The organism is Pectobacterium carotovorum, assembly GCA_016415585.1.
Taxonomy (GTDB): domain Bacteria; phylum Pseudomonadota; class Gammaproteobacteria; order Enterobacterales; family Enterobacteriaceae; genus Pectobacterium; species Pectobacterium carotovorum_K.
Window position 1 is genome coordinate 3,444,049 of the sequence record CP066552.1, and the last position, 18,114, is coordinate 3,462,162.

The window sequence follows — 18,114 nt, forward strand, 5'->3', positions numbered from 1 at the left end:
CGTCATAGAAACAGGATCACCATCATGGCAATACACGCTTCCAGAGCGCCAGTCTCCCCTGCACTGTCGGTATTTTCGCTGGAAACGACGGGGATAACACACGCGCTGAACCACATCATGCAGCGTCAGGTAGACTATGCCGATCTCTATTTTCAACGCCGCCAGCAGGAAGGCTGGCAGATCGAAAACGGCATTGTGCGTCCCACCGGTTTCAGCCGCGATCAAGGTGTTGGCGTCCGTGCCATCAGCGGTGAAAAGACCGCGTTTTCCTACACTAATGACCTCCGCCCGCAGGCTATTCTGCAAGCAGCCAGCACTGTAAGAGAAATCAGCCGTCAGGGGCAAAGCGCTAGCGTGGCATTACCCGCATCGCTACCACACGGCACCACCGCGCTCTACCCATCAAACAATCCGCTACTTGCCGTCACGGAAGAACAAAAACGCCAGTTGCTGCTTTCTATCGATCGTCAGGCACGAGCACGCGACCCCCGAGTGATGCAGGTAACGGCTTACTTGAATGCCTCACATGAAACCATTCTGATCGCTCGACATGACGGTCAGCTCGCCACCGACATTCGTCCACTGGTGAATCTGGTCATCAATGTCGTCGTCGAGCAGCAGGGCCGTCGGGAAAATGGTTCTAGCGGTGGCGGGCGGCGTCTCGACTACCGATTCTTTGATGACGAGACGGTCAGCCACTGGGTCAATAAGGCTGTTGATCAGGCACTGAATAATCTAGACGCCAGTCCGGTGCCAGCAGGCACCTATAGCGTGATCCTCGGTGCTGGTTCACCCGGAATTTTGCTACACGAAGCCATCGGGCACGGACTGGAAGGCGATTTTAACCGCAAAGGCAGTTCCGCATTCTCCAGCCTATTGGGAGAGCGCGTCGCCGCACCGGGCATCACCGTCGTGGATGACGGCACGCTCGCCAACCGACGGGGTTCGTTGCATGTAGACGATGAAGGCACGCCGTCGCAGTGCACAACGTTAATCGAAGACGGCATACTACGCGGTTATTTACAGGACAGCCTCAACGCCAGACTGATGAATACCGCCCTGACGGGCAACGCACGTCGGGCGTCCTACTCCGCGCTGCCGCTGCCACGGATGACCAATACCTACATGTTAGCAGGACAGTACCCTGCCGAAGAGGTGATCGCGTCGGTCAAAAACGGGCTCTACGCCGTCGGCTTCGGCGGTGGACAGGTTGATATCAGCAGCGGGAAATATGTCTTTTCCACCACGGAAGCCTATCTGATTGAAAACGGGCGCGTCACCCGCCCCGTGAAGGGCGCGACGCTGATTGGTCACGGGCCAGAAGCACTGCTGCACGTCGCGATGGTAGGCAACGATCTGGCTTTGGATAACGGCAATATCGCGTGCACCAAAGAAGGCCAATCCCTGCCCGTCAGCGTCGGCCAGCCAACGCTTCGCATAGACAACATGACCATAGGCGGTTCGCAGTAGGCCGTTTCGTCATGGTGCATTGCCTGCTACCTACTCAATTTACTCACGATTTTCTCTGAACGGAGACACCATGTCAGATGCCATTATCACTGCCAGCGACACCTCGCTGGATGCGTTACTCACTCATAGCGACAAGCCCGTTTTGCTTGACCTGTGGGCCCCGTGGTGCCAGCCATGTAAAACATTGGCTCCTCTGCTGAACACCATTGCCGATAACACCCCCGATAACCTGACGGTGGTCAAGCTGGATGTGGAGCGATATCCGGCATTCATGCAGCGGTTTGGGGTGCGCGGCATTCCTACTCTGCTGCTGTTTAAAAACGGACAGGAGATTTCACGGCAGATCGGCGTGAAAACGCTGGCACAGCTGCGCGGCTGGCTGGAATCGCACCAGATTGCGATACAAAACACCACACAGCCGTTGGCAGCCCCCCGCGTAACGTGGGGAGCGTTCTATGGCGATGCGTCGCTACACCGTTTTCTCCACCAGCGGCTGCGTCAACATGCAGCGGATGGCGATATAGAACACGCATTCTCACCCTATTGGCAGGGCAACAAAGGCTCTGTCTCTGCCGTGCTGACGCACAGCGAGGACATTCGCATTTTTGAACGCGTCACCGGGCTACCTGCCGCTCTCGGCCTGCTGTTGGAAAAACTACCGAGCACCACACCTGCACAGGTTGACGCCCTCTTTGATGCACTCTCTCCGGGAAAAACCGTAGAAGGGGTGGCACTGCAATGGCTACAGCAATGGTTAGACGATGCGGGCAATCCGTGGTCAGACTGGCTGGCAGACAGCACTGTAGACGGGCTGCGCAAACAGTGGATTCGTGCGATTTCGCAACGGTTAGCGGGAGAAACCGTGGCAGAAAGCGAATGGACAACCCTGTATCAGCAGGCAATAAGTTGGGAAGAGAAAGCCTCCGGCGAACTCGGCCTGGAAAAAAATATTGCGGCAATACTCGCTAGCCTATCGCCGCCTCCAACCGCATCTGATGTGGATAGCTGGCGAAGCATCAGTGTCACGCTCGGATTCGCGCTGGCGCAGATCATGCAAATTAACGACGGATGGAACAGAGAAGAACGCGCAACGCCGGATAAACGCTTCCGCTGGTTTAAAGAACAAGAAGACGCCACGCCCAACAAACAGCTAACGGATGAGCAAATTACCGCGCTCCGTAAGCAATGGCTTCAGGAGAACCCGGATTTTTCCGCGAAAGAGGACGCGTTTTATCAGCGCTATCCACAGTTGTTAGAAGCGCAGAAAATCCCCTTACAGGAAACGCTGTGGGAATTGCTTCGCCATGCGCCGACCTTCAAATCACAATTGAGCTAACACCGCAGCCTGCGTCTCAGGGATAAGGCGCAGACTATATCTAATGGGCAGGACGCCCCACTGCCGTCAACACTCACAGCGTTGTGCATCGAGATCGAGCAACACGATGGTGGCCTCTTCCCGCCAGCGCTTCAGGAGCATTTTTCTGTCAGTCAACCAAGTAAACCTCAAGGTAGTTATCGCTCCAGGTTAATTTATGCTGCCTGCTTTTTTCACACTGGATTTAACGTATGTGGTAGCACCAGCCCGGAACAGCGTCAAAACAATAACCTCACTTAGGGCTGTGTCCATTTAAAGTCAGTAGGATCACTTTCACGTAAATGAACTTTATTCACAACATTCATTCTTAAATTTTATAACTCTGTGGTTTGGACGTATAGTTTCCATAAAAATATGGAAACTAAATTTATTGAACAATGTAATTCACACTTACAGGAGAATTACAATTTATCTATCAATAGATACGTCTTGTTTTTATCGCCACTTATTTCAATGCAAAGTAGAACATTTTTTAGGAAAAATTTAAGGAAACCCACAAACGCGCCCCTCTTAATACTGTAATAAAATTTATATATTGTTATAAATTTGACCTCTAAAAACGAAAAACATCAGTGTGAAATTTAATCCAAAAAAAGCAAATTACATGTAATTATAATCAAGATAAAAATAACCAATGATAATAATATCATTATATATAACTCAATTAGAAATGAAAACTTGTCAACACAAATTTGACATCCCTGGCATCAGTAATTAACAAATACCTTTCAAAAAAAATTAAATTAAATCAAATTAAATAAATTACAGACTAATCATTACTAGAGAAAATAATTGCAGCTTGTGTGCGATTATTAACATTTAACCGTCTAAATATTGACTCGAGATGGGACTTAACTGTACCTGCACTAATATTAAGTGAGCGGCTAATTTGTTTATTCGATTTCCCTGCAGCAATGAGCTCCAGAACTTCTAATTGTCGATCGCTAAGATTAGCAACCTTATTAACATCAGGCTTATTATCATCTTTATTGAAAAAAGTGCGTTCAGGAAAGCAGACCATTCCTGCAGCAGCCATTTTCAGGACTTGAATTACCATTTCAGCAGGAAGATTTTTAGGAACAATGGCCACCGCACGATGTGCCAAGTACAACTCTAACTGTTTCTTATTTACACTATTCATCATAACAACAATGTGGTTATTAGGATTAGCTAATGAAAGTTCGTCTAGTGTTGACACAAAAGTCTTTGAGTCAACATCACCATCAAGCAATAGCACAGCATCCGGCATGCTTTCTATCGCCCTCCATATGCCATATAGATCATCTGCAACTTTCATTCTTATTTCAGGCATAACCTTGTTCAATCTAAAAGACATACCCTGAATAAATATTGATAATTTATCGTCAACGATAACATTCATACATCTCTCCCGACAAACATATGTCTATTGAATTAAATCCACATTTAGCTTAACTACCTTAAAGAGTATTAACGATAATGGAGAATCATAAAACGACATTCAGCATATGACATTCGGCATATAGACAACGACAAAAAAAAATTATATTTTGTACGTTTCATCTCCCATTAATTCATTTTTACTATCTATAGGACAATATTAAAAATATAACCATCAATCCAATTTAACCGTGTGGACCAAGGGATGCCCTCAGTTATATAATCTTCTGATTAGATATGGATACAGGCTCATTTCACTATCGAAAGATAATTTTGGGTAGTGTTCTCATAACAGATAACAATCCGCAGCATTTTAAAAAAATCAAAACATACTTCGGAAATATTGCGAAATTTGGATGATTCCATATCAATTTGACATTTCTTACGCCCCCCCCCCCTCTTTCACATTGATTTCATAAGACATAGTGAATTTCACTCGTTGCTTTTTTAACACATTGCGCAAAATATTGGAGGAAACGCCTTGTCCGTAAGCCCCGCCCCCCCAGCGCTTGCGATAGCCACAGTTACGGATTCCACCAATACCTCCCGAACCGTTTACCAGCCCAATATCTCATTAATGGCCTTCTGCAATTACACACAAGGACGACGAATTTTTTGCAAGTATGCATGAGAAGCAAGAGCGACATCAGTACCTGTTAGGATCAGAAAACCTGTAGGTAAAAACATTATTCATATGAAAAACAACAACATTATTACAAAAAAATCTATCAAAAAACAGCCTGGGCCTATTTACTCCCTAATGTCAGTCAAATGGCGGATGTTTTTTTTATCCACTACCTCTAAATTAATTGATGCCCACAACGTACCTTCATCATAAAAAAATAAAAATGTAATGCATCAATTCATAATTATTTTTATAAATCAATAAAATAGCCACAAAAATATGATCGAAATCACATTATGGAGAAGATGATACTTGACGGCATTTACATGATCTTACGTATGTTATGCATTGATTGATAAAAAATTGACAAGGCTAAAGCTAACTAAGAATCACGATCCGATCAGAAAATAAAATTTAGGATATGTTCACCTGATAGAATTATCCAAAGATATCTTAAAAAACACTATATCTGGGTATAGAAAAAATATTCATAAAAAATTACAGGCGAACATCTATATTATTGTAATAAAAACTTGCTATCAGAATTTTTACACATTATTTTCAAAACTATAAATCACGGTTCTCTTTAAAAACCTAACACTTTAAATTTAAAAAAACATAAAATAATTGCAGAAAAATGGAAACGAAGAAAAATATTCATAACAAATAAATTTCGATAAAAAAATAAATTATATAAAACAAACCAACGCTACCAATCGGAATCAATTACATGTCAAACTTCATTTAAATTAAGAAATAAAAAAGGATAAAAAATGGATTCCACCGTAACATTAGACACTTATAATTTTATTATTAGTGAACTACTGGCAGCTATTTCAGGTTTATTTGGGGGGCTGAGCATTGCTTTTTTTTGGCAACCAAAGAAATTATATAGGTATGGAACATTTATTGCGGGCGTTATTATATGCTGTATAAGCATTACAGCCACTCTTGCACTTGTAGGTATGACTGCAAAAATTCTCCGTATGAACGCCAGTGATGTAGATACAGCAATGGGGTTAGGCTACCTCGTTGGAGCAATAAGCGTCGGCCTCATCGCTTTTTTAGCTAATTTTTTCAGCCATCGAGAAAACAAAGACATTCTAGACGTTGCAAGTGAATTGAAACAAGTAACGAAAGGAAACCTATCTAATAATCATTCATCTGATAATTCACCGACTGATCCACCAAAGGAGGAAAACTAACATGGGTATAGAATGGTGGGGGTTTTTAACGCTAACACTGATCGACGTAATCATTTCTTTTTTTATTTTTACAGGAGCACTAAATAGGAGCGTATATACATTATCAGGATGGTATAAAGTTGGGTTAATTGCAATTGCATTTGGTTCTCTTTCTCAGGCAGCACTTAACCTTCCATTTTTGATACTCGGAAAGAGAATTTTTTCCAATACACTGCCATTCTGGATTTTGAAAGACATTGGCATCTTTATTATCGCATTTTTATATATTATTAATTCGAGAAAAAAAGGAAAAATGATAGAAAAAAATTAAAGAAAACCCTACTTATTATTCTACAGTTAAATATTATAACATCCATTGATGCCAGCGATAGCAACCTCTTTATTATAGTGATGTAGAGCGCTGGTGGTTTCTTCACGCCAGCGTTTTAAGAGTACTTTCCTACCAGTCAGCCCCAGCGTCGTGGCTATCTGCTCGCTTTCACCCGGCTTTTCCGCCAGCAGGCGTAACGCAGGCAGTGGCAATGCAGTGTGACTCAACAGGCGGCAAAGCGCAGCGAAGCTGGCCTCCATCGGCCGATGCGCAAACGCAAACCCCGCCAGCTCACGCCAGTCGTCTTCATCCAACTCGGTATTTTCTGTCTGCGGCAGCGCAAGGTTCAGCGGAATCAGGCGCTGTAACCAATACCAGTCACGCGCCAATTGCCGGCTTCCCTGCTCCGCCAGTCTATGTCCCGCTTCACTCAGCGGCAGTATCGCCATCGCACTGTAACAGCCGCTGCTGGCTTCAAGATGGCTACCGATACGCACCAGTTGAAACCCACACGACTGCCAGAATGCCCATAGCTCTGGCTGATAGCCGAAGCTAACCGACAGGTAATCCAGCGCCTGTCGCTGTGCCTCACACATCTGTTCAGCAATTAACGCGCGACCAATCCCCTGTCGGCGATATGACGATGCCACCGCAATCCGGCTCACGCGGCGAGCACGTAGCGTTGGTGCATACCATAGCCCGGCGTGTGCCGCCAGCGACTGCGCCACCAGATTACCACGCGGGCGTCGCCGTCCGGCCCACACCTCATGTGCCAGTGAGGCAGACAGTCCACCCTCCTCCACCAGCCACAGTACACCACCAATCTCGCCCGCCATCTGTGCGCTGGCAATATGCATGCCCGGCGCATCCATCAGACGGCGCAAATCCAGCGGCGAGGTACGGTAATGCGCACTGCACAAAAGCGCGTAGCACCACGTCAGGCGGTCAGGATGTGTCAGCCAGTCGTCAGCGCGTTCGATTCGACTTTCCAACGCAGAAGAGGGAATAGGCCGATCGGGCTGTTGCGGGGAATGAAACGCTTCGGGCTCGCTGAATAGCAGCGCCTTATCCAACACCCGCTCCAGCGGATCGTTAACGGCCCAGCGCAAAGGTTCGTCCAGCGTAAATGCCCGCCACTGCGGCAGCGTCGCACAAAATTTGAGAAGAAATCCCCGTCCAGTGCCTTCATACCCTTGCACCGTCGTGGTCATCAGAATACGGGAAAAATACGGTAACAGCGCGGAGAGCACGGAAGACGGGATCGCCGCCGCTTCATCAATTAACAACCAGTCGACACGGGGTGCACCGTGAAGGCGGCAGTGTTCCAGCAGCGCATCCGGTGCCCAGAATGGCACATCGGCACGCGCATGCTGTTGCAGGATATCCGCCGCCGCGCGGGAAGGTGCGGTGATCCAGCAGGCACCGAGACTCCGCTGCGTCAGCATTCCCGCCAGCGCCGATTTCCCTCGTCCGCGCGGGGCGGTAATCACCAATACGCCGGACTCGATGGCGTTCAGTTCATGCAAAATATGCTGCTGTTGCGCGGTCGGTTCACCGCTAGCTGGCTGCCAGTCCGATCGCGCGGCCAATGGCCGAATCACGAATGCCTGATCCTGCTGCCAGAGAACGACGTCCTCATCGGCCAACAGCTGGCGCTGGAAATGTTGAATAAAGTGCGGGGTAGCAATCGGCTGTTCTTGTTCGCTCCAGCGCAGGCTGTCTTGATCTGGCTGTGTCGGCCATGCCTGCCACGACGGCACCAGCATAATCAGCCAGCTACCGGCCTGTAGCGTGCCTGACAGCATCGCCAGCGCTTCGACATCCACGCCGCTACGTGCATCAAACACCGCGTGAAGAAACTCCCGCCCCAGCAGCGTCCGCACTCGACTGGCTGGCAGTGCGGTGACGGAATCAGGCGCGTGTTCGCTAACCCACAGCCAGCCGCCGGACAATTGACCACTGAGCGCCAACGCCCGTTCTTCACACCAGTTCGCTTCACCACTCAGCACCAGCAATCGCCGGACACCATAGCGCTGCTGCTGGCGTTGGCTGTGGAGAAAATCACGCAACATCATCACACGCGCCGAATCAATCAGGTCTTGCCGATCAGCAGAGAAAGTAGCCCTGCGGCGATCAGCGGACCAACCGGAACGCCACGAAACAGCGCCACGCCCATGACCGTTCCCACCAACAGCCCGGCCACAACGGAGGGCTGATTGCTCATCAGCGACACGCCGCGTCCACCGAGCCAGGACACGGCAACACCAATGAGGATCGCCAGCAGGGATTTCCAGTGCAGGAAGGAATGCATCACTTCGCTGGCGGTAATTTTTCCGCTGGCAATCGGTGCCATCACACCAATCGTCAGAATGACGATACCGATGCTCAGGCCGTATTTTTCCACCCACGGGAAATAGCTATTCAAAGGCGTGATGCGTATCGCCAGCAAAACCAGAATCGCCAGTGTGACGGTCATGTTGTGGCTGATGATACCCAGCCCCGCCAGGACGAGCAGAATTAACAATGTCGGATCGAAGTAAGCCATGGATGCGAGTCTGTAGAGAGTAGTCAGGTTGCGCGTTAAGCAAACCGCGATGATAGCATTAATCGGCGTCAAGGGCAGGAATCGAAATAAGAGGTAGGTCAGCAAACCATTCAGCCAGAGACGAGAAGAGAAAGGCTGTTGTTCGAGAGAAAAATAGATAAAACATTCAGGCCGTCAGCCTATCGCCGACTGGCGACCTGAACGTAAACGATTGCGCAATTAGTCTAATTTTACACCGATACGGTGCGCAACTTCTTCATACGCTTCAATCAAGCCACCGAGGCTCTGACGGAAACGGTCTTTGTCCATTTTGTTCAGCGTTTCTTTGTCCCACAGGCGGCTGCCGTCTGGTGAGAACTCATCACCCAGCACAACTTCCCCTTTGAACAGACCAAACTCCAGCTTGAAATCGACCAGAATCAGCCCAGCGTCGCCAAACAGTTTGCTCAGCACGTCGTTCGCCTTGTAGCTCAGCTCTTTCATGCGAGCCAGATTCTCTTCATTCACCCAGCCGAACGTCTTGCAGTAAGATTCGTTCACCATCGGGTCATGCATTTCATCGTTTTTCAGGAACAGATCGAACAACGGCGGGTTCAGCTCGATGCCTTCTTCGATACCCAGACGTTTTACCAGCGATCCCGCCGCACGGTTGCGCACGACACACTCGACCGGCACCATCTCCAGCTTTTTCACCAGCACTTCATTGTCAGACAGCAGGCTCACCATTTGGGTTGGGATTCCTGCTTCTTCCAGTTTGCTCATGATGAAATGGTTGAATTTGTTATTCACCATTCCTTTACGGTCAAACTGTTCAATGCGTGCACCGTCTCCTGCTGATGTATCATTGCGGAACTCCAGCACCAGTAGATCGGGATCTTCGGTGGTGTAGACGGTTTTCGCCTTTCCACGATACAGCTCAGCTAGCTTTTGCATCTTTAATTACTCCACACAGTGAGGGTCAACAAGTACGACCCGATATTTAACGCTTCCCCGAACGGTTGCCGATAGCGCCCGTCAATTCGGGTAGAGATTGTTGAATGAAGAAGGGCCGGATAATCCGACCCTTGGTTTATGCGTTATTTACTGAATGCCGCCTGGAATACGGCCACCAGCGCATCGTTCTGAGACTGGGTTAGCGTATGCCCTTTGGAATCGATAAATTGCAGACTGCTGCGGTTATCTAAATCGCCGACCTGCAATTTGTAATCGCCGTTAGGCAGTTCAGGATTTTTCGCACCCAGGTCATCCCAGGTTCCGCCGCTCGGCGCTCTATACTTGACAGAAACCGAACCCTGCGGACGGCTGCGATCGCTAACTTCCATTCCGATTTTACTCAGCGCGGTTGGCAGACGATCCCACACAACGGTATACGGGCCGCGCACAATCAGCAGTGGCAAGCCTGTGTCATCTGCTCCGCTCTGCACATCCAGCGAACCGATGGTGCGGTTTGCCAGTGCGTTTTCGCGAACAGTTGCCTGAGCATCCAGATCATTACTGAGTGCATTCAGCATCAGACCAGTGTAGCGCTGAGCCTGATCGCTCGTCGTCACTGGCTGACCATTCAGCTGTAATCCCAGCAGTTTCACAATCAGAGCAACCTGATAACCCTGCTGCTGCACGGAAATCTGATAACGCCCCTGATACGGTACGTTTTCATCTTCACGCGGCCATGAGATCCAGTCGGTCGTCAGCGTTTGGCTGGCATCCTGACGGCTGGCAATCGTGTATGCTTTATCTTGCAGCACGCGGATAACCTGCGACCAGAGCTGGCTGTTTTGCGCGCTGTTTTCTAACAACAGCGTTGCCGTATCTCCTGAGATCTGGGTACGGGAACCATTCAACAAAGCCAATGGCTGCACAGGAGGACGAATATCCAGCGCCTTGCCAACCGCGCCATTCAGGATCACTGGCGGTATATCATAATCCCCGTTCTGCACCGGTAAAATCATCCCGGCAGGCGTATTCAGTGCATGTAGCTCCGGTGCCTTCAGATAGGATTCATCGCCACTGACCTGACGCTTATAGCGCTGATCGCTGGAACAAGCCGCAAGCAACATCATGAGTGATATGCCAACGACTTTCGCCACCATCGACTTTTGTAATGAATAACTCATTAAATCTCCCTAACGATTACAGCAAACCCGCTTGCTTAAGTGCTTGCCCCATCACCGTGCAGCCGGAATCGGTCAGCGGTGTCATCGGCAGGCGCAGCGTATCGGTCGCCATGAGTCCCAATTCCTTACAGGCCCACTTCACCGGAATAGGATTGGGTTCAACAAATAATTTCTGATGCAGTGGCATCAGGCGCTGATTTAAACGGCGCGCTTCGACAAAATTGCCCTGCACCGCCAGCTTGCAAAGTTCCGCCATTTCGCGTGCAGCAATGTTCGCCGTCACGGAAATCACACCGTTACCGCCGAGTTGCATAAAGTCCAGACCGCTAGCGTCATCGCCGCTCAGCAAAATGAAGTCTTCACTAACCAGCTCTTGGATCTGGCTTACCCGACTTAAGTTCCCCGTCGCTTCTTTAATTGCGACAATATTTTTCACTTCGGACAAACGGGCAACGGTTTCCGGCAGCATGTCACAGCCGGTGCGGGAAGGTACGTTATACAGGATTTGCGGCAGATCGGTATGCTCGGCAATCGCTTTGAAGTGCTGGTACAGGCCTTCCTGCGTCGGTTTATTGTAGTACGGCGTGACCGTCAGGCAGCCAACAACACCGGTGCCATGAAAGCGTTTGGTCAGTGAAACGCCTTCAGCGGTAGCATTCGCACCGGTTCCAGCGATGATAGGAATACGTCCGTCGCTCAGTTCCAGCGTCATCAGCACGACATCGCCATGCTCGTCGTGGCTCAGCGTGGCGGATTCCCCCGTCGTGCCGACAGAGACAATCGCCGATGTACCGCTAGCGACATGATAATCAATCAGTTTTTTCAAGCTCGCCCGATCGACGGCGCCTTTGGCGTCCATCGGCGTAACTAGCGCAACAATACTTCCCGTAAACATTGGCCATCCCCTCCACAAACAAGTGCTTCATGGTACTTTTGACTTCTATGCAAAAGCAAGCGGACAAGGGCGTTGTAGGTGCTTGACGCAGGTTTTTTTATGACGCAGTAAACGAAATTAAAAATGCTTCTGACGTTTTGGGGAAATAGGCTGACAAGGATAGCTAAAAGTGCTCCCGTTTTTTACGGCGGGCTATCCCTGCCCGCCGCCCTTCGGGCCGCCGCAAGCGGCGTTAAAAATTGCTCCGGGCAATTTTTTATGTTTACCATGTGATTAATGGGAAAAAAGACAGGAAGCATGATGTTGCCAAGCTCACAAGAACACTATCTGGTTATTACCGCGCTGGGAGTTGATCGTCCCGGTATTGTCAATGCGATTACCCGCCACGTCAGTAGCTGTGGCTGTAACATCGAAGATAGCCGTCTTGCCATGCTGGGCAAAGAGTTCACCTTCATTATGCTGCTGTCCGGCAGTTGGAACGCGATAACGCTGATTGAATCGACCCTGCCGCTGAAAGGCGCAGAGATGGATTTGCTGATCGTGATGAAACGAACGGAGTCACAGGCCAGCCAGCCAACGCCCTCAACCGTCTGGGTGAAGGTTGACGTTGCCGACTCCCCTCACATCATTGAACGTTTTACCGATTTGTTCGATTCTCACCAGTTAAACATTGCTGAGCTGGTTTCAAAAACCCAGCCCGCCGAGGGTGACAAGCCGCCGCAGCTGTATATTCAGATTGCCGCACATAGCGCTGCCACGCTTGATAGCTCAATTATTGAGCCAGCCTTTCATCAGCTATGTACAGAATTGCACGCACAAGGCAGTATTAGCGTCGTTAACTATGCCCAATAGTATTTGTGCCCAATAGCATAACGCTGCCATTATTATTGCAAATAGAATGGGTATATCCACAGCATGAAGAGAAACAAGACGGAGAGTCGTGATGAACACACTGAAAGCCGGTGATATTGCACCGAAATTTAGCTTGCCCGACCAAGATGGCGAACAAGTAAATTTAACCGACTTCCAGGGACAGAAAGTGTTGGTGTATTTCTACCCTAAAGCAATGACGCCAGGATGCACCGTTCAGGCCTGCGGCCTGCGCGATAATATGGATGATTTGAAAAAATATGGCGTTGAAGTTCTCGGTATTAGCACGGACAAATCAGAAAAACTGTCCCGCTTCGTCGAGAAAGAAGTCTTAAATTTCACGCTACTTTCTGATGAAGATCATCAGGTTTCAGAAGGATTTGGCGTTTGGGGAGAAAAAACCTTCATGGGGAAAACCTATGACGGTATTCATCGCATCAGCTTCCTGATCGACGAAAACGGCAAGGTAGAGAAGGTTTTTGACGACTTCAAAACCAGCAACCACCACGACATCGTTCTCGATTATCTGAAAAACGCCTGATTCGCGGTCTTTAGCTCGTCCACCGGCACCGTCATACGTGCCGGTTTTCCCTGTTATTCTCCCTCTTCATCACGTTTTTCCATTTGGTCGTTTTCATTCCACCCTCATCTCTGCAATTTTGCTCACCGTAAGCCATATTATTGATGCACAATAGCCATGCTCATATCGCTAAGAGGTGAACCGCGCAGATGATAAAAAAAGCAGCTCGCAATACACAAATCAGCCGTATTGTGATTCAAGGATATAAATCTATTGCCGCCTGTGATGTGGAAATGCGCACGTTGAACATTCTGATCGGGGCTAATGGTGCCGGAAAGTCCAACTTCATGGGATTTTTTCGTCTGGTAACGAACCTACTCGCTGAGCGCTTACAACTTTTTGTTGGCAAAAGTGGTGGGCCTGATGCGCTACTTCACTTTGGGCGTAAAAATAGCCCTTATTTGGAAGGAAATGTCTTCTTTACAGACACAAACTACCATTTCTCTTTGGTGCCGACGAACGATAACCGGATGATGTTTCAATCTGAAGATATATTCCAACAACATGGGCCCGTGATGACCAGTGGTCATTTTGAATCACAGCATAAGACATACCGTTCTTACAATGGCTCAAACAAACTTGATGATATACTTCCTCTGTTAGAAACAGTGGAGGTTTATCATTTAAATGACACGAGTGAAAGCGCCAGGGTTAAACAAATCCACCGTATTAACGATAATGACTATTTGCGGGAAGACGGTGCAAATTTGGCCGCGTTTCTATTCCGGCTACAAAAAAATCATATCGCGCACTATCAACGTATCGTTAAAACGATCCAGATGGTTGCCCCTTTTTTTGGTGATTTTTATCTCCGGGCAACGCCAGATAATCCCGATAGTATTCAGCTCGAATGGGTTGAAAAAGCTCAGGATATCCCGTTTAAAGCCCATGAACTTTCTGATGGCACATTACGTTTCATTCTATTGGCGACCGTGTTGCTCCAGCCTGAGAGTTATATGCCCAGCACCATCATTATTGATGAACCAGAATTAGGTCTACACCCCTATGCCATCAGCGTACTTGCAGCCCTTATCCGAAGTGCCAGTGAACAGCGCCAGCTTATTGTTTCAACACAATCTGTAGAATTAGTGAATGAATTTGAGGCCAAAGATCTGATTGTCGTCGATAAACATCTTGGTGCATCCACGTTTAAACGTTTAGATCAGGACACACTGCAAGACTGGCTGGAAGATTACAGTCTGGGAGAACTGTGGAAGAAAAACATACTTGGCGGGAGGCCACAACGATAATCATGACGAGGATTAATGTTTTTGTTGAAGGACAAACGGAAGAAACATTTGTTCGCGATACGTTGGCCCCCTATTTTGTGCGGCAAGGTATTTACCTTAATGCGATTCTGGCACAAACCAGCCGGGGACATAAAGGTGGAATTGTCAGCTATGGAAAAGTGAAACATCAAATTACCAAACTTTGTCAGCAAGATAAGAAAGCCTGGGTGACAACATTAATTGATTATTATGGTTTACCAACTGACTTCCCTTTGCTTGCACAGGGAAAATCAACTAATGGCGATATTTACTCATGGATTTCGAATTTAGAAAACGCCTTTCATGATGATGTCGCTCAACCTAATTTTATCGCCAATTTTTTATTGCATGAATTTGAAGCGTTGCTATTTTGCGAACCAGAAAAATTCGCAGACTGGCTTGAGGACAAAAGACGGGTGACAGAACTTAATAATGTTAAACTCGCTTTTGATTCTCCTGAATGCATTAACAATAGCCCACAAACGGCTCCGTCAAAACGTATTCTTGCGGCAATACCGGAATATCAAAAGACGCTACATGGGCCACTGATTGCTGCTGATATCGGGTTGGATACGATTCGTCGGCAATGTCCTCACTTTGAAGGCTGGCTACAGCGTCTGGAAGCATTGAAACCGCTTCAGTCCTGATGAATTTATCTCTGTAAGATGAAATTTCTTCCATGCTGATTTCCACCTTCACCACGTTTTTCCCGCTCGGGCATTTCTTTGTCTGCCATCGCTGGCTAAGATAGTCAGCAGAATACTTTCACGTTAGCTGTTGATAAGGTTATCTTCCGTTATGTCTATTCGGTTAAGAAAAACGGTCATGTCCGTCCTGTTTGGGACATTACTGGCTGGCAACCTGCTTCCTGCTCAGGCCGACACGCAGGATCGGCTGCCGGATATCGGCACCACCGCAGGCGGTACGCTCAGTATCAATCAGGAGCTGGCGATGGGCGATTTTTACGTCCGCCAGCTGCGGGCAGGTGCACCGCTTATCAACGACCCACTGTTATCCAATTATATTAATCAGCTCGGCAACAGATTGGTCAAACAGGCTGATTCGGTGCGTACGCCGTTCCATTTTTACCTGATCCGTAATGACGACATCAACGCCTTCGCCTTCTTCGGCGGCAACGTGGTGCTGCATTCCGCGCTGTTCCGCTATGCCGACAGCGAAAGCGAGCTGGCCTCGGTGCTAGCGCATGAAATCTCTCACGTTACCCAGCGCCATCTGGCGCGCAGCATGGAATCACAGCAGCGTAGCGCCCCGCTTACCTGGGTCGGCGCGCTCGGCTCTATTCTGCTGGCGATGGCCAACCCACAGTTGGGGATGGCGGCGCTCAGCGGTACGCTGGCGGGCGCGCAGCAGGGTATGATTACGTTCACGCAGTCAAATGAACAGGAAGCAGATCGCATCGGCATTCAGGTATTGCAGCGCGCGGGCTTTGATCCACAGGCCATGCCGAATTTCCTACAGAAGCTGGCCGATCAATCACGCTATGCGTCCAGACCGCCGGAAATGTTGCTGACTCACCCCTTGCCGGAAAGCCGCCTGTCCGATGCACGTAACCGCGCTAACCAGATGCGTTCAACGCCAGTACAGTCCTCTCAGGATTTCCTGTTCGCCAAAATACGCACCTTTGGCATGTATGGTTCACCGGAGCGTCCGCTGAGCAACGATCTGCTGGAGCAATGGGAAAAAGGCAACGTGCGGGAGCAGCTAGCTGCGAAGTATGGCCGCGCGATACAGCTTTATCAGGCAAAGAAGTACGATGAAGCACGTAATGTGCTGCAACCGCTGCTAAGCAGCGCGCCTGAAAATCCGTGGTTTCTGGATATGATGACCGACATCGATTTGGGACAAAACCGCGCGACGCAGGCTATCGCCCGCTTACAAAACGTGCCCGGAATGCAGGCGAACCCGGTACTTCAGCTTAATCTGGCGAATGCTTATGTGGAAGGGAAACAACCTGCTGCTGCCAGCAAAATACTGTATCGCTACACCTACGCACACCCTGACGATTCGAACGGCTGGGATCTGCTGGCACAAGCCGCTGCTGCACAAGGACAGCGGGCAGAAGAACTGGCCGCACGAGCGGAGAGTCTGGCGCTCAGCGGCCAGCTCGATCAATCTATTCGGTTACTGAGCAACGCAAGTTCACTGGTCAAATTGGGGAGTCTGGAACAGGCGCGTTACGACGCCCGTATCGACCAGCTCCGCCAGTTGCAGCAGCGCTTCCGCCAGTACCAGAAATCCTGATAAGGAGCATGACGATGACACCGTCTCCAACCAAAACATCCGTGACGATTTACCACAACCCGCGCTGCTCCAAGAGCCGTGAAACGCTGGCGCTGTTGCAAGAACACAATATTACGCCTGACGTCGTGCTCTATCTCGACACGCCGCCCGATGCCGCAACGCTGTCTCAGTTGATCAAGCAGTTGGGCTTTACTAGCGCACGCGAATTGATGAGAACCAAAGAAGAGATTTATCAGCAGTTGGGGCTGTCCGACGCCGCACTAACGGACGCGCAGCTGATTCAGGCGATGATCGATAATCCGAAGCTCATCGAGCGCCCCATCGTCGTGGCACAAGGTCAGGCTCGAATCGGCCGTCCGCCAGAGCAGGTGCTGGAAATACTGTAGCCAGAAGTGATCCTCAACGACGATCGTCAATTACAGTCCGAGGATCTCTTTCACAAAAGGAATGGTCAGCTTGCGCTGGGCGGTGATGGAAGCGTGGTCAAGCTGATCGAGCGTCATAAATAACGTGCGCATTTCTCGATCCAGACGCTTAAGCAGAAAACGGCTGACGTCTTCCGGCAATTCGAACCCGCGCAGTCTGGCACGCAGCTGTAGCGCTTCCCCTTTTTCGTCATCCGACAGCGGCTGTAGCTTGTAGATTTGTCCCCAATCGAGACGAGAAGCCAGATCGGGCAGACGTAAATTCAGCTGACGCGGTGGACGATCGCCGGTAATCAACAGCCGAGCACGCCCTGTTTCCTGAATGCGGTTATACAGATTAAACACCGCCATTTCCCACTCTTCATCGCCCGCGATAGATTCAATGTTATCGATGCACACCAGCGCCAGTTGCTCCATCCCTTCCAGCACATCCGGCACAAAGTAGGCACGTTTATCCAGCGGCACATAGCCCACCGCACGTTCCTGACGCGACAGTTCGGCGCAGGCAGCATGCAGCAGATGGCTGCGTCCGCCCCCTTCTCGTGACCAGAAATAGATATAGCTACCATGCTCCTGATACAAAGCATTATTGACGGCGGCAAGAAGAGACGCGTTTTCACCCGAATAGAAACTGGCAAATGTTTCGTCATCGGGTAAGTAGAGTGGCAATGAAAGCTGTGCCGGCGTGTTCAGAATCACCTCAAGCAAAACGGGCAGGAAACGGATCGAGTTTATCACAGAAACCGAGCCC

At 49.2% G+C, this 18,114-nt stretch carries 17 protein-coding genes; 10 read left to right on the forward strand and 7 right to left on the reverse strand.

What is annotated here, in order from left to right; all coding sequences use genetic code 11:
* Window positions 1-24 precede the first annotated feature (24 nt).
* Both tldD and trxA read left to right on the forward strand, forming a co-directional pair.
* Entirely contained in the window at window positions 25-1,470 is a 1,446-nt protein-coding gene (gene tldD, locus JFY74_15405; protein QQG27469.1) for a metalloprotease TldD, read from the forward strand.
* A 70-nt stretch (window positions 1,471-1,540) separates the two neighbouring features.
* The gene (gene trxA / locus JFY74_15410) at window positions 1,541-2,806 is read left to right on the forward strand and encodes a thioredoxin (GenBank protein ID QQG27470.1); all 1,266 of its coding nucleotides are present in this window, start codon (window positions 1,541-1,543) and stop codon (window positions 2,804-2,806) included.
* Window positions 2,807-3,614: 808 nt separating this feature from the next.
* Here the strand turns inward: trxA and JFY74_15415 are convergent.
* Window positions 3,615-4,226 carry a response regulator transcription factor gene (locus tag JFY74_15415; GenBank protein QQG27471.1) on the reverse strand — a complete coding sequence of 204 codons (612 nt, stop codon included), beginning with the start codon at window positions 4,224-4,226 and terminating at the stop codon, window positions 3,615-3,617.
* Window positions 4,227-5,662: 1,436 nt separating this feature from the next.
* Here JFY74_15415 and JFY74_15420 point away from each other — a divergent pair.
* Together JFY74_15420 and JFY74_15425 are read left to right on the forward strand one after the other, a co-directional pair.
* A complete protein-coding gene (locus JFY74_15420; GenBank protein QQG27472.1) occupies window positions 5,663-6,094 on the forward strand; it encodes a hypothetical protein in 432 nt (143 codons plus the stop codon).
* A gap of 1 nt (window position 6,095) precedes the next feature.
* Window positions 6,096-6,404 carry a hypothetical protein gene (locus tag JFY74_15425; protein QQG27473.1) on the forward strand — a complete coding sequence of 103 codons (309 nt, stop codon included), beginning with the start codon at window positions 6,096-6,098 and terminating at the stop codon, window positions 6,402-6,404.
* A 26-nt stretch (window positions 6,405-6,430) separates the two neighbouring features.
* Here JFY74_15425 and JFY74_15430 read toward each other — a convergent pair whose 3' ends face one another.
* From JFY74_15430 to dapA, 5 genes are all read right to left on the reverse strand, one after another.
* Complete coding sequence (locus JFY74_15430) at window positions 6,431-8,479, reverse strand: tRNA(Met) cytidine acetyltransferase (protein ID QQG27474.1); 2,049 nt, start codon at window positions 8,477-8,479, stop codon at window positions 6,431-6,433.
* A gap of 17 nt (window positions 8,480-8,496) precedes the next feature.
* The gene (locus JFY74_15435) at window positions 8,497-8,949 is read right to left on the reverse strand and encodes a DUF441 domain-containing protein (GenBank protein QQG27475.1); all 453 of its coding nucleotides are present in this window, start codon (window positions 8,947-8,949) and stop codon (window positions 8,497-8,499) included.
* Window positions 8,950-9,168: 219 nt separating this feature from the next.
* Window positions 9,169-9,882: a phosphoribosylaminoimidazolesuccinocarboxamide synthase gene (gene purC / locus JFY74_15440; protein ID QQG27476.1), complete on the reverse strand. Its 714-nt coding sequence runs from the start codon at window positions 9,880-9,882 to the stop codon at window positions 9,169-9,171.
* 143 nt (window positions 9,883-10,025) lie between these two features.
* The gene (gene bamC / locus JFY74_15445; GenBank protein QQG27477.1) at window positions 10,026-11,063 is read right to left on the reverse strand and encodes an outer membrane protein assembly factor BamC; all 1,038 of its coding nucleotides are present in this window, start codon (window positions 11,061-11,063) and stop codon (window positions 10,026-10,028) included.
* Between the two features lie 16 nt (window positions 11,064-11,079).
* Window positions 11,080-11,958 carry a 4-hydroxy-tetrahydrodipicolinate synthase gene (gene dapA / locus JFY74_15450; GenBank protein ID QQG27478.1) on the reverse strand — a complete coding sequence of 293 codons (879 nt, stop codon included), beginning with the start codon at window positions 11,956-11,958 and terminating at the stop codon, window positions 11,080-11,082.
* 300 nt (window positions 11,959-12,258) lie between these two features.
* Here dapA and JFY74_15455 point away from each other — a divergent pair, with 300 nt between their 5' ends.
* The 6 genes from JFY74_15455 to arsC all read left to right on the forward strand — a co-directional run bounded on the left by JFY74_15455 (window position 12,259) and on the right by arsC (window position 17,324).
* Window positions 12,259-12,810, forward strand: coding sequence for a glycine cleavage system transcriptional repressor (locus tag JFY74_15455; GenBank protein ID QQG30557.1), 552 nt, complete (start codon window positions 12,259-12,261; stop codon window positions 12,808-12,810).
* 91 nt (window positions 12,811-12,901) lie between these two features.
* The gene (bcp, locus tag JFY74_15460; GenBank protein ID QQG27479.1) at window positions 12,902-13,369 is read left to right on the forward strand and encodes a thioredoxin-dependent thiol peroxidase; all 468 of its coding nucleotides are present in this window, start codon (window positions 12,902-12,904) and stop codon (window positions 13,367-13,369) included.
* Window positions 13,370-13,557: 188 nt separating this feature from the next.
* Window positions 13,558-14,658, forward strand: a complete 1,101-nt coding sequence (locus tag JFY74_15465) for an AAA family ATPase (protein ID QQG27480.1) — start codon at window positions 13,558-13,560, stop codon at window positions 14,656-14,658.
* A gap of 2 nt (window positions 14,659-14,660) precedes the next feature.
* Window positions 14,661-15,323: a DUF4276 family protein gene (locus JFY74_15470; GenBank protein ID QQG30558.1), complete on the forward strand. Its 663-nt coding sequence runs from the start codon at window positions 14,661-14,663 to the stop codon at window positions 15,321-15,323.
* 151 nt (window positions 15,324-15,474) lie between these two features.
* Window positions 15,475-16,938 carry a M48 family metallopeptidase gene (locus JFY74_15475; protein QQG27481.1) on the forward strand — a complete coding sequence of 488 codons (1,464 nt, stop codon included), beginning with the start codon at window positions 15,475-15,477 and terminating at the stop codon, window positions 16,936-16,938.
* Between the two features lie 14 nt (window positions 16,939-16,952).
* Window positions 16,953-17,324 carry an arsenate reductase (glutaredoxin) gene (gene arsC / locus JFY74_15480; protein QQG27482.1) on the forward strand — a complete coding sequence of 124 codons (372 nt, stop codon included), beginning with the start codon at window positions 16,953-16,955 and terminating at the stop codon, window positions 17,322-17,324.
* A gap of 30 nt (window positions 17,325-17,354) precedes the next feature.
* Here the strand turns inward: arsC and hda are convergent, their stop codons facing one another.
* Window positions 17,355-18,062, reverse strand: coding sequence for a DnaA inactivator Hda (gene hda, locus JFY74_15485; GenBank protein QQG30559.1), 708 nt, complete (start codon window positions 18,060-18,062; stop codon window positions 17,355-17,357).
* Window positions 18,063-18,114 lie beyond the last annotated feature (52 nt).

Excerpts from the sequence above, each read along its gene's own strand:
- JFY74_15430 (QQG27474.1), bottom strand. The coding sequence starts at position 8,479 with ATGATGTTGCGTGATTTTCTCCACAGCCAACGCCAGCAGCAGCGCTAT.
- JFY74_15425 (QQG27473.1), top strand. The coding sequence starts at position 6,096 with ATGGGTATAGAATGGTGGGGGTTTTTAACGCTAACACTGATCGACGTA.
- JFY74_15475 (QQG27481.1), top strand. The coding sequence starts at position 15,475 with ATGTCTATTCGGTTAAGAAAAACGGTCATGTCCGTCCTGTTTGGGACA.
- bcp (QQG27479.1), top strand. The coding sequence starts at position 12,902 with ATGAACACACTGAAAGCCGGTGATATTGCACCGAAATTTAGCTTGCCC.
- tldD (QQG27469.1), top strand. The coding sequence starts at position 25 with ATGGCAATACACGCTTCCAGAGCGCCAGTCTCCCCTGCACTGTCGGTA.
- dapA (QQG27478.1), bottom strand. The coding sequence starts at position 11,958 with ATGTTTACGGGAAGTATTGTTGCGCTAGTTACGCCGATGGACGCCAAA.
- purC (QQG27476.1), bottom strand. The coding sequence starts at position 9,882 with ATGCAAAAGCTAGCTGAGCTGTATCGTGGAAAGGCGAAAACCGTCTAC.
- JFY74_15420 (QQG27472.1), top strand. The coding sequence starts at position 5,663 with ATGGATTCCACCGTAACATTAGACACTTATAATTTTATTATTAGTGAA.
- trxA (QQG27470.1), top strand. The coding sequence starts at position 1,541 with ATGTCAGATGCCATTATCACTGCCAGCGACACCTCGCTGGATGCGTTA.
- JFY74_15455 (QQG30557.1), top strand. The coding sequence starts at position 12,259 with ATGTTGCCAAGCTCACAAGAACACTATCTGGTTATTACCGCGCTGGGA.
- JFY74_15470 (QQG30558.1), top strand. The coding sequence starts at position 14,661 with ATGACGAGGATTAATGTTTTTGTTGAAGGACAAACGGAAGAAACATTT.
- JFY74_15435 (QQG27475.1), bottom strand. The coding sequence starts at position 8,949 with ATGGCTTACTTCGATCCGACATTGTTAATTCTGCTCGTCCTGGCGGGG.
- JFY74_15415 (QQG27471.1), bottom strand. The coding sequence starts at position 4,226 with ATGAATGTTATCGTTGACGATAAATTATCAATATTTATTCAGGGTATG.
- JFY74_15465 (QQG27480.1), top strand. The coding sequence starts at position 13,558 with ATGATAAAAAAAGCAGCTCGCAATACACAAATCAGCCGTATTGTGATT.
- arsC (QQG27482.1), top strand. The coding sequence starts at position 16,953 with ATGACACCGTCTCCAACCAAAACATCCGTGACGATTTACCACAACCCG.
- bamC (QQG27477.1), bottom strand. The coding sequence starts at position 11,063 with ATGAGTTATTCATTACAAAAGTCGATGGTGGCGAAAGTCGTTGGCATA.